The sequence below is a fragment of the Nitrincola salilacus genome, from assembly GCF_046271865.1.
GTDB lineage: Bacteria > Pseudomonadota > Gammaproteobacteria > Pseudomonadales > Balneatricaceae > Nitrincola > Nitrincola salilacus.
The window spans coordinates 3,221,750-3,235,242 of the sequence record NZ_CP176580.1; the positions used below are offsets into that span (position 1 = coordinate 3,221,750).

General features: G+C 52.7%; 12 protein-coding genes and 1 other RNA gene. 4 read left to right on the plus strand and 9 right to left on the minus strand.

Annotation, left to right across the window (positions count from 1 at the left end; all coding sequences use genetic code 11):
* Positions 1-5: 5 nt before the first annotated feature.
* The 6 genes from rnd to ffs form a co-directional block, all read right to left on the minus strand.
* Positions 6-1,202: a ribonuclease D gene (rnd, locus tag ACK3CJ_RS15000; RefSeq protein ID WP_409523023.1), complete on the minus strand. Its 1,197-nt coding sequence runs from the start codon at positions 1,200-1,202 to the stop codon at positions 6-8.
* Positions 1,202-1,810: a recombination mediator RecR gene (gene recR / locus ACK3CJ_RS15005; protein WP_409523024.1), complete on the minus strand. Its 609-nt coding sequence runs from the start codon at positions 1,808-1,810 to the stop codon at positions 1,202-1,204. Before recR ends, rnd begins: the two co-directional genes overlap by 1 nt.
* Positions 1,811-1,813: 3 nt before the next feature.
* On the minus strand, positions 1,814-2,146 hold the full coding sequence (locus ACK3CJ_RS15010; RefSeq protein WP_409523025.1) for a YbaB/EbfC family nucleoid-associated protein: 333 nt from the start codon (positions 2,144-2,146) through the stop codon (positions 1,814-1,816).
* A 17-nt stretch (positions 2,147-2,163) separates the two neighbouring features.
* Positions 2,164-4,182 carry a DNA polymerase III subunit gamma/tau gene (gene dnaX, locus ACK3CJ_RS15015; protein ID WP_409523026.1) on the minus strand — a complete coding sequence of 673 codons (2,019 nt, stop codon included), beginning with the start codon at positions 4,180-4,182 and terminating at the stop codon, positions 2,164-2,166.
* A gap of 110 nt (positions 4,183-4,292) precedes the next feature.
* Positions 4,293-5,738 (minus strand): sodium:proton antiporter NhaD, encoded by a 1,446-nt coding sequence (gene nhaD / locus ACK3CJ_RS15020; RefSeq protein ID WP_409523027.1) that lies wholly within the window; start codon positions 5,736-5,738, stop codon positions 4,293-4,295.
* A 191-nt stretch (positions 5,739-5,929) separates the two neighbouring features.
* An RNA gene (gene ffs / locus ACK3CJ_RS15025) (signal recognition particle sRNA small type) lies at positions 5,930-6,026 on the minus strand.
* Positions 6,027-6,359: 333 nt separating this feature from the next.
* Here ffs and ACK3CJ_RS15030 point away from each other — a divergent pair.
* Positions 6,360-6,920, plus strand: coding sequence for a helix-turn-helix domain-containing protein (locus ACK3CJ_RS15030; protein ID WP_409526597.1), 561 nt, complete (start codon positions 6,360-6,362; stop codon positions 6,918-6,920).
* Positions 6,921-7,002: 82 nt separating this feature from the next.
* Positions 7,003-7,797, plus strand: coding sequence for a response regulator (locus ACK3CJ_RS15035; RefSeq protein WP_409523028.1), 795 nt, complete (start codon positions 7,003-7,005; stop codon positions 7,795-7,797).
* A gap of 270 nt (positions 7,798-8,067) precedes the next feature.
* Here the strand turns inward: ACK3CJ_RS15035 and rsgA are convergent, their stop codons facing one another.
* Positions 8,068-9,102, minus strand: a complete 1,035-nt coding sequence (gene rsgA / locus ACK3CJ_RS15040) for a ribosome small subunit-dependent GTPase A (protein ID WP_409523029.1) — start codon at positions 9,100-9,102, stop codon at positions 8,068-8,070.
* Between the two features lie 399 nt (positions 9,103-9,501).
* Positions 9,502-10,689: an MFS transporter gene (locus ACK3CJ_RS15045; protein ID WP_409523030.1), complete on the minus strand. Its 1,188-nt coding sequence runs from the start codon at positions 10,687-10,689 to the stop codon at positions 9,502-9,504.
* A gap of 91 nt (positions 10,690-10,780) precedes the next feature.
* Here ACK3CJ_RS15045 and ACK3CJ_RS15050 point away from each other — a divergent pair, with 91 nt between their 5' ends.
* Positions 10,781-11,692 carry a LysR family transcriptional regulator gene (locus tag ACK3CJ_RS15050; RefSeq protein WP_409523031.1) on the plus strand — a complete coding sequence of 304 codons (912 nt, stop codon included), beginning with the start codon at positions 10,781-10,783 and terminating at the stop codon, positions 11,690-11,692.
* A 20-nt stretch (positions 11,693-11,712) separates the two neighbouring features.
* Here the strand turns inward: ACK3CJ_RS15050 and ACK3CJ_RS15055 are convergent, their stop codons facing one another.
* Positions 11,713-12,624: a LysR family transcriptional regulator gene (locus ACK3CJ_RS15055; protein ID WP_409523033.1), complete on the minus strand. Its 912-nt coding sequence runs from the start codon at positions 12,622-12,624 to the stop codon at positions 11,713-11,715.
* Positions 12,625-12,723: 99 nt separating this feature from the next.
* On the opposite strand from ACK3CJ_RS15055, the gene ACK3CJ_RS15060 reads away from it, so the two are divergent.
* Positions 12,724-13,419, plus strand: coding sequence for a type 1 glutamine amidotransferase domain-containing protein (locus ACK3CJ_RS15060; protein ID WP_409523034.1), 696 nt, complete (start codon positions 12,724-12,726; stop codon positions 13,417-13,419).
* Positions 13,420-13,493: the final 74 nt, after the last annotated feature.

A 13,493-nucleotide genomic window follows, 5' to 3' on the forward strand; every position in this document is an offset into this window, starting at 1 on the left:
GGCAATTACTTCTCACTTCCTGTGCGCTCGGCATCGAAGGCACAGACTTTTTCATAAAGCAGGTCACCAACCAGCGGTTTACGCCAGCCACCGAGAGAGTCGGGTAGATGAAACCGGCCCTGCTCGTCCCGCGAATTAATCAGCTTCTCGACATCACGACGACGAATCAGCACTTCCGGCTGGATATCCTGCTCGGCTGCAACCTTTCGCCCCATCGCCATCATCTTTTTCAACTGGGTGTTCCAGTAAACATGAACCGGCAAGCTGATCGGCAACGGCGGGTTCTGTCTGGCAGACTCAGCGGCATCGGCCAGCACCTGTAAAATCTCTGCACCATCCCTGTTCACAGCCTGGCGCCAGAGATCCGGCACGGCTGCCAATTCATCCAGAGTAGCAGGCCAGCGATTGATGATCTCGAGCAGCACCTCATTGCGCAGCACACGGGCACGACACAGGTTCCGGCTGCGGCACACCTGCTCTCGCCAACTGGCCAGGTCTCGCAAACCTGCCAAGCGCTCAGGATCGCTCAAGTTCATCTGGGTGAAACGGAGATAATAAACCTTACCCTGTGGATCATCATCGAGACAGTTGCGTCGCAGTGCCTCACACTCCTGACGAAACCACTCCAGGCGCCCCTTTTCCTGCAGCAGTTGCATCTGCTGATGAGCGATGGCTGCCAGATACGCAACATCCAGCGCAGCATAATGGATCTGTTCCTGAGTCAGCGGTCGTTTTAACCAGTCAGACACGGTATGCGCCTTGCCAAGCTCAATGCCCAACGCATGCTGCACCAGACGCTGCAGTCCCATGCTGAAGCCCCAGCCGATAAAGGCAGCGGCGATCTGGGTATCAAACAATGGCCGCGGAATAACACCGAAACTGTTCTGAAACAGCTCCAGATCCTCGCTGCCGGAATGCAGCACCTTGATCACCGAAGGGTTCTTCAGCAGCTCAACAAAGGGGGCAAACTCCTTGATGCTAAGTGGGTCAATCAGATAGCAGTGGCTATCATCACCCACCTGTATCAGACCGGGAATCGGGTAGAAGGTCTCAGTGCGTACGAATTCGGTATCAATTGCGATCAGCGGCAATTGTGACCATTCTTTGCAATACTGAGCCAGTGTTTCAGAATCACCAATCCAGATCGGATTACTGGCGCTTTGTTCAAGCAGTTGCCAATCAACGGCATCGTTCATCTGCATCAGGACTCACTCCTCAGTGAACGTCGTCCAGCCATCGCATGCGCCAGAGTACCACCATCAACATATTCCAACTCACCACCAACCGGAACACCATGGGCTATACGGCTGATTCTGACATCACTGTGGTTAAGCTGAGCTGCTATATAGTGAGCGGTTGCCTCACCCTCTACGGTCGGATTTGTTGCCAGAATCAATTCACTGACTCCACCTTGTTCAACCCGATCAATCAACTGCGAGATCCCCAGATCATCCGGCCCGACGCCATCAATCGGTGACAGGTGCCCCTTAAGGACAAAGTAGACGCCCTGAAAGCCGCCGGTCTGCTCAATGACCATCAGGTCCACCGGGGATTCCAGCACACAGATGATGGAGTGATCACGCGACTCATCCGCACAGATCTCGCAGACAGGCTCCTCCGACAGCGTACGGCAGCGCGAACACTCACCGACTCGCTCAACGGCATCCAGCATCGCTGCCGCGAGTTGACGGGCACTGTCGCGATCTCGCTCCAGCAGGTGCAGCGCCATACGCTGCGCTGTTTTCGGACCAACGCCGGGCAGACAGCGCAACGATGAGATCAACTGCTGTAATAAGGGACTGAATGCCATGGATCAGAACGGCATCTTAAAGCCAGGCGGCAGACCCATACCGCCGGTCAGACCCGCCATTTTCTCCTGCGTATGCTGCTCGACTTTACGTACGGCATCATTCACAGCGGCCGCCAGGAGGTCTTCAAGAATCTCTTTATCCTCTTCCATCAGACTGTCATCGATGGCGACGCTTTTCACATCATGACGACCATTCATCACGACTCTCACCAGACCGGCACCGGACTCACCGGTAATCTCAGTCTTGGCGATCTCTTCCTGAGCACGCTGCATATCTTCCTGCATCTTCTGGGCCTGTTTCATCAGGTTGCCCATATTACCCATACCTTTCATCATGGTCTGCTACCTCTTAATCACTCTGAATCTATCGGGATGACTGACTCTGTGACGAGTCTGGCGTCAAATTGTTCAATCAATGTCTGTACGATCGGGTCACGGTTCAGCGAGACAACGGCCTCTGCCTGGCGCTCAGCACGACGCCTGGCGGTAAAACGTGCGGGAGTTTCCTGGCGCTGTTCCTCACGCTTGAATACCACCTGAAGCTCACACCCAAAGGTCTGCTGCAGTGCATCCACGATACGCGTGCGCTGAGTGTCGTTGATCAGCTCTTCCTGCTCCAAGGTGTAGTGAAACACCAATTCATGGCCATCAACCTGCTCCAGCGACAGGTTGCGGGCAATATTCGCCGTCATGCCGGAAAGTCCCGTGCGATCAACCAACGTGACCCAGTCACGGACCTGAAATGCTGCTATGTCCGGGATGGCCTCATCCGGGGCAATCGGCTCTGGCTCGGCAGGCACCGGGGCCGGCGACTTTTCGGCTTGCTCTGGCTGATACGGAGCCTGTGCGTTGGGTTCCTCTGTAACCGGTTCCTGCACTATCCTGCTTGCAGTCTGAGACTGCACCGCCTCCATGACAGGCGGCATAACCATCGTCACTGGTGCATCAAACTGCTGTTCAGGCTTTTTTGTGCTGCTTACCTCCCCCTCCTGTTCCAGCCAGGGCGGAACCTCATCATCCCAGGGAGGGGTATTCTGTTCTGCAGCGGATGATGCTGGTGTATCTGCTGGAGCACTATCGCGCTTCATCGGAGCCGGCTTGTCTACCACAGGGTCCGGCTCAGATTCTGGTCCAGACCCTGGTTCTGACCCTGGTTCTGAAAAGGGCTTCTGAGCGGGTGTATTCGGGGCAGTTTCGACTGAGTGCTCAGCCGGTGCGGCAGGACTGGCAGTATGCGCAGATGCCGAAGTCTGTTTCAGCTCAGAGAATGCCGCCAGCGGCTGGACAGATGCCGGGCGGAAAGCCAACATTCTGAGCAGCACCATCTCCAGCCCTTCACGCGCATCCGGCACATAAGGCATATCTTTGCGCCCGACCAGACCTATCTGATAATAGAGCTGAACCTCTTCAGCCCGCAGACGGCTTGCCAGCGACAGCAACTGCTCTTTATCGCCGAGACTATTGTCGATGGCATCCGGTAACATCTGCGCCAGTGCAATGCGGTGCAGCAGGGAGACAATATCGCCCAGCAACATCTGATAATCGGGTGAGAAGCGAGACAACTCAGCCAGCGTTTCAATTACTGCATGCGGATCATGATCGGCCAACCCCTCAAGGATGCGATATACCAGGCGATGGTCAATGGTGCCCAGCATTGCCCGCACATCTGTCTCATTAACCTGCCCTCCTCCGAAAGCGATCGCCTGATCTGTCAGGCTCAATGCATCTCGCATCGACCCTTCGGCAGACCTTGCCAACAGCCACAGTGACGGCTCGTCATAGGGAATACTTTCTTCCGTCAGCACATGCGCCAGATGATCCACAATCCGTTGAGGAATCATGTTTTTCAGATTGAACTGCAGACAGCGCGACAGAATCGTCACAGGCAGTTTCTGCGGATCGGTAGTCGCCAGCAGAAACTTGATATGCGGAGGTGGTTCTTCGAGTGTTTTCAGCAGGGCATTGAAGGAGTGCCCTGAAAGCATATGCACCTCGTCGATCAGGTATATCTTGAATCGACCATGGGTGGGTGCATATTGAACATTTTCGAGCAGCTCGCGGGTATCTTCCACCTTGGTACGAGAGGCCGCATCGACCTCAATCAGATCGACAAAGCGACCCTCGGCTATTTCAAGGCAAGCGGTACATTTGCCACAGGGCTCTGAGGAGATACCCACTTCACAGTTGAGCGACTTGGCAAACAGGCGGGCAATTGAGGTTTTGCCGACACCACGCGTCCCTGTAAACAGGTAAGCATGGTGCAGACGACCATCATCCAGCGCATTGACCAGCGCCTTGAGCACATGTTCCTGCCCAACCATCTCGGTGAAGCGTCTTGGACGCCATTTGCGCGCCAGTACCTGATAGCTCATTATCCGTGTATCAACCCTTGAAACCGATGTTTCTGAAAGCGGTTATCCTAACACGGTTCCAGCTTCACGTCGCCACTCAGTCTCTCACTTCGAGCAGGGCTAAACGCTGCTCAGTAGACACTGAACATCGCTTTATTCAACCACAGATGCACCAACACACTGGCAATATATCCAAGCATGATCACCGGTGCCCACTTCAGGTGTCCGAAGAAAGTATAGACGCCTCGAGCCTGCCCCATCAGCGCGACACCTGCGGCCGAACCAACCGACAACAGGCTACCGCCGACACCCGCTGTCAGTGTAATCAACAGCCAGTGACCATGTGACATATCCGGCTCCATGGTCAACACTGCAAACATCACCGGAATGTTATCAATCACGGCAGACACCAGACCCAACACAATATTGGCGTAAGTAGGGTCCCATTGAGTAAAGAGAATATCCGACATCATTGCCAGATAACCCATAAAGCCCAGACCACCAACGCACATGATGATGCCGTAGAAGAACAACAGCGTGTCCCACTCTGCTCGCGCAACACGACTGAAGACATCGAATGGCACCACACTACCCAGACGCTTCATTCGCTCCTTATCTCCCGCCAGCTCGGCCTGAGTACGCTTTTTAGCCAGCGAACCAGGCAATGTCATGCGCAGGAAATAACCGAAGAACTGCAGATAACCCAAACCGGCCATCATACCCAGAACCGGTGGCAGGTGCAGCAGCGTATGGCAGGCAACAGCCGTTGCGATGGTCAGCAGGAAGAGCGCCAGAATACGCCGCGCCCCACGCTTGAGCTCCACAACCTCATCAGAAGGTTCAGGCTTACGGTTTTCGACGAAGAAACTCATGATGGCGGCCGGTAAGCCATAATTGACCAGTGCAGGAATAAACAGTGCAAAGAACTCATCAAAGCGCACCAGCCCCGCCTGCCAGACCATCAGCGTCGTGATATCGCCGAAAGGGCTGAACGCACCACCGGCATTGGCCGCAATAACAATATTGATACAGCAAAGATTAACAAAGCGCTTATCGCCTTCTGCCACCTTCATTACCACTGCGCACATCAGCAACGCTGTTGTCAGGTTATCTGCGATAGGTGAGATAAAGAATGCGAGAAAGCCAGTCATCCAGAAGAGTGTGCGGTAACTGAAACCACGCTGCACCATCCAGGCTCTGAGTGCATCAAATACACGACGCTCTTCCAGGGCATTGATATAGGTCATCGCGACCAGCAGGAAAAGCATCAGTTCGGAGTACTCAAGCAACGTATGCCTGAAGGCCTCTTCCGGGAGTCCGGTCATCCCCTGCTGCACATACACCCAGCCAACAAGCGCCCAGATGATACCGGCAGCCACCAGCACAGGCTTGGATTTACGGAGATGCAGTTTTTCTTCGCCCATGACGAGAACATAGGCAAAAACAAAGACAACCAAGGCAATCATGCCTGGTACAGAAGAGGTAAGATCAATCGGGCCAGCGGCCGCAAAAGCGGGCACACTCATGCCGAGCAGCAAGAGCCCAGTGAGAATTGTGAAGCTTATTTTTTTATTCATCTGCCTATCACAAAGTGTGTTACAGGACGGGCAAAATGTGGCCATTTCGCCCACTGAAAAAGTGCGCGAATATTATCATTTTCCAACAATAAGAACCATCGGAAACAGGGATAAAACTTTAGAAAATGCGAACAAATTTACGGAAATTTACGAAATACTGAATATTGGGAAAAATCTGGAGATGGGGGTGGCTCCACCAGCCACATCCCGGCACACGAGTCGACCGCTGTGGCTGCTCCCTTCCGGGCCTGACCAGGTTCACGGTGTATCATTGCGAGAGGACCGGCAGAACCACCATAACGTGGCTTCCGCCCTGCCTTGAAACGCATCGGCTTCAGACAGGCGCGCAGTATAAGCAGCAAAACAGCTGATTGCAAACGCCTCGGATGCAAATTTAACAATCCTGATACGACCTTGGTCATTCTCTGAGCGTCTGTATACCGGCCTCAACCTAACGAAAGCCGGGGAGGCTTTGTTCACCCCGATGATTGCATGTAGTATTCTGAGTACCAATATCTTGCACCAACAATTCAAAGGAGCACACTGATGCCTGACCAGCCCCATCTTTTACGGGTCGAAAAATCCGGATCCGAGGCAGATGGCAGCAAGAAAGCTGAAGTCATGGTTGAACCACTTCAGCTGGGTCAGCGTGTGCGACAGATTCGCCTCAGTCAGAATCTGACACTTGAAGAGGCCAGCAAACGCACAGGACTCGCTCGGTCCACTCTCTCCAAGATCGAAAATGAGCAGATCTCACCCACCTTTACAGCGGTGAGCAAGCTCGTCAAAGGCCTGGGTATCGATATTCCTCAACTCTTTTCTCAACCGAGCAAAGCCTTACCCGGAGGAGGACGACGAGATATTACGCGCAAGGGTGAGGGCGAGCCTCATCCTACCCCCACTTATGAACATGAAATTCTGGCCACTCAATTGACCGGAAAGAAGATGATCCCTTATAAAACCGTCGTCAGAGCTCGTGACTTCAGCGATTATAACGGCTGGGTCAGACATGGCGGCGAAGAGTTTCTCTATGTACTGAGCGGGCGAATCGTGCTCTATACTGAGTTTTATGCTCCTGTGGAACTTGATGAGGGTGACAGCGCCTATTATGACTGCGAAATGGGGCATGCACTCGTCTCACTGAGCAAGGAGGATGCAGAAATACTCTGGGTTACCGCATGAACCAGCTCTTGGAAGCGGTACAAGCAAGCTGACAAAGGCGCTATACTGATTTCAGCAATAAAAACAACAACGAGATAGATGCATGCAACAGATTTCAGCCTCCAATCTACATATCCTGCTCGTCGAACCCTCTCAGGTTCAGCGCAAAATTATCGTGCAACTGCTGCAGGAAGAGGAGGTGATGGCGATTGATACGGCTGAAAGCATCAAGGAAGCGATAGCGCAGATCAACAAGGTCCGCCCAGACCTGATCATCAGCTCACTTCACCTGCCGGACGGCTCAGCTGAAGAGCTGCTCAAGTCGATACGCCAGCAGCCCAAGCTGGCCGACCTGCCCTTCATGCTGGTTTCCAGCGAGAACCGCCGCTGGCATCTGGAAGTATTCAAACAATCCGGCGCCGTTGCGATCCTGCCCAAGCCTTTTACCCGACAACACCTTGGCGCTGCCATCAATGCCACACTGGATCTGCTGTCACCGGATGAGCTGGAGCTGGAAAACTACAATGTGGATAATCTGCGCGTACTGGTGGTTGATGACAGCCGCATGGCCCGCAAGATGATTCAAAAGGTGTTGGGCAATCTCGGTATACGCCTAATGACCGAAACCAATGATGGCTCAGAGGCGATCAAGATACTGGAGCGGGAAACCATAGATCTGGTCGTGACAGACTACAATATGCCGGAAGTGAACGGCCTGCAGTTGACGGAGTTCATACGCAACTCCGCCTACCACGCCCATATCCCGATCCTGATGGTGACCTCAGAGGCCAATGAGACACACCTGAGCAACATCAATCAAAGTGGTGTGAACGCACTGGTCGACAAGCCCTTTGAGCCGGAAACCGTAAAGAAGCTGTTGCAACGTATTCTTGATTAACAGTGTGATCAAGACACACAACTCAACCCACATCGGTGGGTAATTTCATTTGTGCATCCAGCACATCGCAAGGATTCGTTCATGCTGGGTTTTGTTATAAGCGCCTTGTTTTACCAAGATCTGTTTTATATCCCGCACAACTGACAATAAAAGCCAATCCTTTAAAATTTGCGAAATCCCCAGGGTCAAGTATTGCCCTTTGCCCCTGACATTTATTAGCTTTAACCTAGATTGATAAAGCCGCTTGTGGGCGGCTTTATCAGAGTTACTCTATTTCCTCCTCGCCTTGGTAGACACCACTGCCTTCACCATCTTGCTAAATTGTCGTTCCCCCGCACGTCGCTCCTGCAGCGATGCCGTGTTCCTAGCCTGTTCAGCATTAAGTTTCTGAAAATTAGTTAATCGTCGTGCATCAAGTGTACCTTCATCAATTGCCTGCCGCACCGCACAGCCCGGTTCCGCTTTGTGCTGACAGTCACTAAAGCGGCACTGTGTAGCCAGCTCGTCAATGTCAGAAAAGGTACGGCGAATGCCATCGTCACACTCGGTCAGCTGCAATTCGCGCATACCCGGTGTATCAATCAGCACAGTGCCATCCTCAGTAAAATGCATAGAGCGCGCCGTGGTTGTGTGCCTGCCTTTGCTGTCATCATCACGGATAGCTGCCGTTTTCTGCTCAGTGTTGCCTGTCAGCGTATTGACCAGAGTAGACTTGCCGACGCCAGACGAGCCCACCACGGCCAGAGTGCTACCGGCTTTGTACCAGTGACGAAGCTCGTCACAGCTATCACTATCGAGTGCATTAACCGCTGCGACCACTAACAAAGGATCTAACTGCTGCACCCTTTGCTGTAACCTTTCGGCATCTGGACACAGGTCTTTTTTGGTTAGTACCAGCAACGGCTCTGCCCCGCTGTCATGCGCCAACGCCAGGTAACGTTCTATCCGGCTTAAATTAAAATCATGGTTCAACGAGCAGACAATCAGCAGTGTATCGACATTGGCGGCAATTAACTGCTCAGCCAGCTGGCTGCCAGCTGCTTTACGTTTAAACAATGATTTTCGCGACAATAAGCGCACAAAGCGTCCATGGTCATCCAGCAGCAGCCAGTCACCAATGACCATCTGGGGCAGTGCAGGATGAATAGCTATGCTGCGCAGCCCTTGCTCTGTCGCCAGCTCATAGCCGCTACGATGATTCGCTATTACACGGGCAATAACGCAGTGTTCAAATTCCTGAAGATTAAGTTGTTGTTGAAAAAACGCCTGCCACCCAAGTTGCTGTAATGTTGAGGGTAAGTTCATCTCATTTCCTTTTACGCACAGCAATACACTGCACGCACAGTAAAAAATGGTTAGGAGCTCTGGTAAACGGCTTACAAAAACCGAATTAAATGATTTTCAGAGATCCCGGTCGACAAACACCGGGCAAAGGCAGGTTAAAGCGAAAAAGGTAACAGTTTCAGCTACGCCGCGGCCTTTACCGGGTGGGTAGTTACTACAATCATCACATTCTCCTTCATGGTAGAAATAACAACGAAAATATATCAGACGCGATAGCGCAGAGCAAAGTTACGATACCAGTAATGCAAAAAGATTTATTACCAGATGATCAATTCAGTTGGGCGACCCTGCGTACCTTCAGCCTCAATGGCCTGCATCTGCAGGCCGTAAGACACACATCAGACTAAGGGCTAAATATGCTCAGGCTGTTTGCACAGCGTTATGTGGTGCAGCCTGCTTATCCAACGCACCGGACCAGCGGGTCAGCAGCAGAGCCAGCACGACAATTACAGCGCCAATCCAGGCGGTGTCCGTCAGACGCATGTTGTCAACCACAGCGCCACCGACAACGGCGCCTATAGCAATACCGACGTTAAAGGCGGCAATATTCAGGCCAGAGGCAACATCTACCGCATCCGGCGTGTATTTTTCGGCCAATTGAACCACGTAGACCTGCAGACCAGGCACGTTGCCAAAAGCAAAGGCGCCCCATACCAGCACGGTGAGCACCGCAGTAATGGAGTTCCCGGCGGTAAAGCTAAAGACAAACAGTACCAATGCCAGCGCAGCAAAGATAATTTGTAACGCTTTTACTGGGCCGAGTTTGTCGGCCAGCTTTCCACCCCAAATGTTACCCACCGCTACCGACACACCGTATACCAACATAATCAGGCCGATGGCGTTGGGGGCAAAACCGCTTACCTGCTCTAAAATAGGTGCCAGATAGGTAAAGGCTACAAAGGTGCCGCCATAACCCACTGCTGTCATGGCGTATACCAGCAGTAAACGTGGTTGGGTCAGCACTTTTAGTTGCTGGCTTAGCCTAGCGGGTGCTGTTTGTTTGAGTTTGGCCGGTAGCAGCAGGGCACTGCCAAGCAGCGCTATAACACCGAGCAGTGCGACAATTAAAAACGTTGCCCGCCAGCCAAATAGCTGGCCTATCCAGGTACCCAGTGGCACACCAGTAACCAACGCTACCGTTAAACCGCTGAACATCAAAGCGATAGCACTGGCTTCCTTATCTTTACTGACTAGACTGGTGGCAATGGTGGAACCAACCGAGAAAAATACCCCATGGGCTAAACCGGTAATAATGCGGGCAATAATCAGTGATTGATAACCCGGCGCCAGCCAGGCCAGCAGGTTACCGCCAATAAACAGTGCCATTAAACTGAGCAGCAAGGCTTTGCGCGGCCAGCGTCCGGTAAGTGCCGTTAATACTGGCGCGCCGATGGCCACACCCAGTGCATATAAGCTGACCAGCAGGCCAGCCGAGGGTAAAGAAACGCCCAGATCGTGAGCAATAGTAGGTACCAAGCCGACAATAACAAATTCGGTGGTACCAATGGCAAAGGCGCTTAACGTTAGCGCCCACAGTGCTAGTGGCATAATGCAAACTCCGTGATATTGATTTGCGCTGCATTATGCTGCTTGCTACTATTGTTAAAAATGCCATAAATAGCAATTTACTTTCTCAATTATGACTATAATATCAAAGACAGAAGAGCTGGAAATTCTACTGGCGGTGGCTGACAGCGGCGGATTTTCAGCGGCCGCAATAGCGTTGAATATTCAGGTTGCCAAGGCCTCGCGGGCTATCCAACGACTGGAAACGGAGCTGCAGTGCAGTTTATTCAACCGCACCACCAGACGCGTCACCTTAACGGAAGAAGGCGCACTGTTTGTGCAGCGTATCCGCGGCGGGCTGGACAGTATCAGTAGTGCAGAAGAGCAATTGCGGCTGGCCAAAGGTACCCCATCCGGCCGTTTACGTATCGATGCCGCCACACCCTTCATTTTGCATCAACTGGTGCCACTGATGGCAGAATTCCGTCAGCAATATCCACTGATTGAGCCCGAGTTGATTGGCAGTGAAAATATAATTGATTTAATTGAGAAAAGAACAGATGTCGCGATCCGCATTGGTCGACTGGCCGATTCAAACCTGCATGCAAAACTATTGGGGCGAAGTAAGCTGCACTTGGTTGCCAGCCCGGCTTATCTGGCGCAGAGCAACATACCGCAGTGCGTGGCAGACCTGGCTGACCAGCGCTGGCTGGCATTTACTCCGCCGACCACACTGAACAGCTGGGCCCTCAGTAGCGGTGAGGTATTTACTATTCCACCGGGATCAGCCATGCATTCCAGCAGTGGTGAGGTGTTAAAGCACTTGTGCCTGGCTGGTAACGGCATTGCGCTACTGTCAGGCTTTATGATTAACAAGGAAATGCAGCAAGGAAGCCTGATCGAAGTTCTGCCGGGCAGTGTGTTGTCGCCTAATGACAGAGAGTTAGTGCAGGCAGTGTATTACCGCAATACCACCTTATCGAACCGTATCTCGGCCTTTACCGACTTTCTACGAGACCGGCTTCAACTGGCCAATAAACAATAACACCAACAGCAGTATCGGAATTACTCAGGCACCTCAGTCGCAGCGACCAAGCTATCAATCAAGGCCCGAGAGATGGCTGAGCGTCGTCGATGCGGCGCATATAAGAGTGAAAACAATCGCGAGCGCCCGCGCAACTCTGGCAGCACTTCCACCAGAGAACCTTGTTCCAGATATTTCTGCGCAATAAACTCGAATGTCTGGCAGATACCGAAACCCTGTTCGGCCATCGAAACGACGCCCAGCACATCGTCAGTTACTTGAATCTGACTCTGCGGCGGCCAATCCACTTCCTTGTCACCATCGCGCAGTAGCCAGGGTGAGACCCGGCCAGTACTGGGCATCAGAAAGCTCAAGCATTGATGATCACTCAGTGCGTGACGGTTTGCCGGGAAGCCAGCACGTTTCAGGTACGTCGGCGAAGCCACCAGGCACAGGGGAGCGTCTTCCAGCTTACGGCCCACCAGTCCGCTGTCCGGTAGCGGACCGAGGCGAATAGCCAGATCAAATCCTTCGGCATTCAGGTCGACGTTGCGATTAGCGATATTCAATTCCACCTGAACATCTGGATGGGCCTCACAAAATAACTGCAACAATCGAGGCAGTCGGTAATGGCCATAGGTAGTTGGTACGCTTAGTCGAACCCGGCCAACCAAGTTGCCTTCCTGGCCCTGAATGTCACGTTCGGCGTCATCAATCACACCAAAAGCGATACGCGTCTGCTCCAGGTATTGCTGGCCTGCGTCGGTCAGACGTAAGCGGCGTGTAGTACGGCGAACCAATTGGCAACCCAGGCGAGTCTCGAGCCGCGTGACCGCCCGACTCAACACTGAAGGCGTAGTTGATAGCGCCACCGCTGCCGCGCTAAACGAGCCTTGCTCCACGACCATGAGAAACGCCTCTACGTCAGGCAGATGATCGAATCGACGTGCCACTTTAACCTCCTACGAACAAATACCTGTCAGGATCGGTAGTTTATCTTTAAAGGAGGCATGAATAAACTGCTCCTCGTCTACAACAGTGAGGAATAAACGATGAACACAACTCTGAAACCCATTCTTTTTGTATTGACCAGCCACGCCACCAAGGGGGCTTCCGGCGAGCCAACCGGCTATTATCTGTCTGAAGTGACTCACCCGTTGGAGGAACTGGACAAAGCTGACATAGCTGTGGAATTTGCCTCAATTGCAGGAGGCGAACCACCAGTGGACGGACTGGATATGAATGATCCAGTCAATGCCCGTTACTGGAATGATGACAAATTCCGAGCGGCGATACGTCAGACCCATCGTTTGGCCGACATAGACGCCAACCGATACAGCGGGATTTTCTTTGCCGGTGGTCACGGCACCATGTGGGACTTCCCTGATAGCCCCGCCGTGCAGCAGGTTACGCGTGACATCTATGAAGCCGGTGGTCTGGTTAGTGCCGTTTGCCACGGTCCGTCGGCTTTGGTGAACGTCAAACTAAGTGATGGAAGTTATCTGGTTGAGGGTAAGCAGGTTTCTGCCTTTACCGATGATGAAGAACGAGAAGTCAATCATGAAAATACAGTGCCCTTCTTGCTTGCTAGCACGCTAGAGCAACGTGGAGCCCACCACCAGCCTGCGCCAAACTGGACAGCTCATGTGGTGGTTGATGGTCGCCTGATTACCGGCCAGAACCCACAGTCAGCCAGCGGTGTAGGCATGGCACTGCGCGAAGCAATCACTGCAACAATGCAGAGTTGACACTTTGCCTTGCTGACTGCCGGATAAAACCGGCAGTCAGCCCAAGCATATACATGCGAAGCTGCCGCTCATCT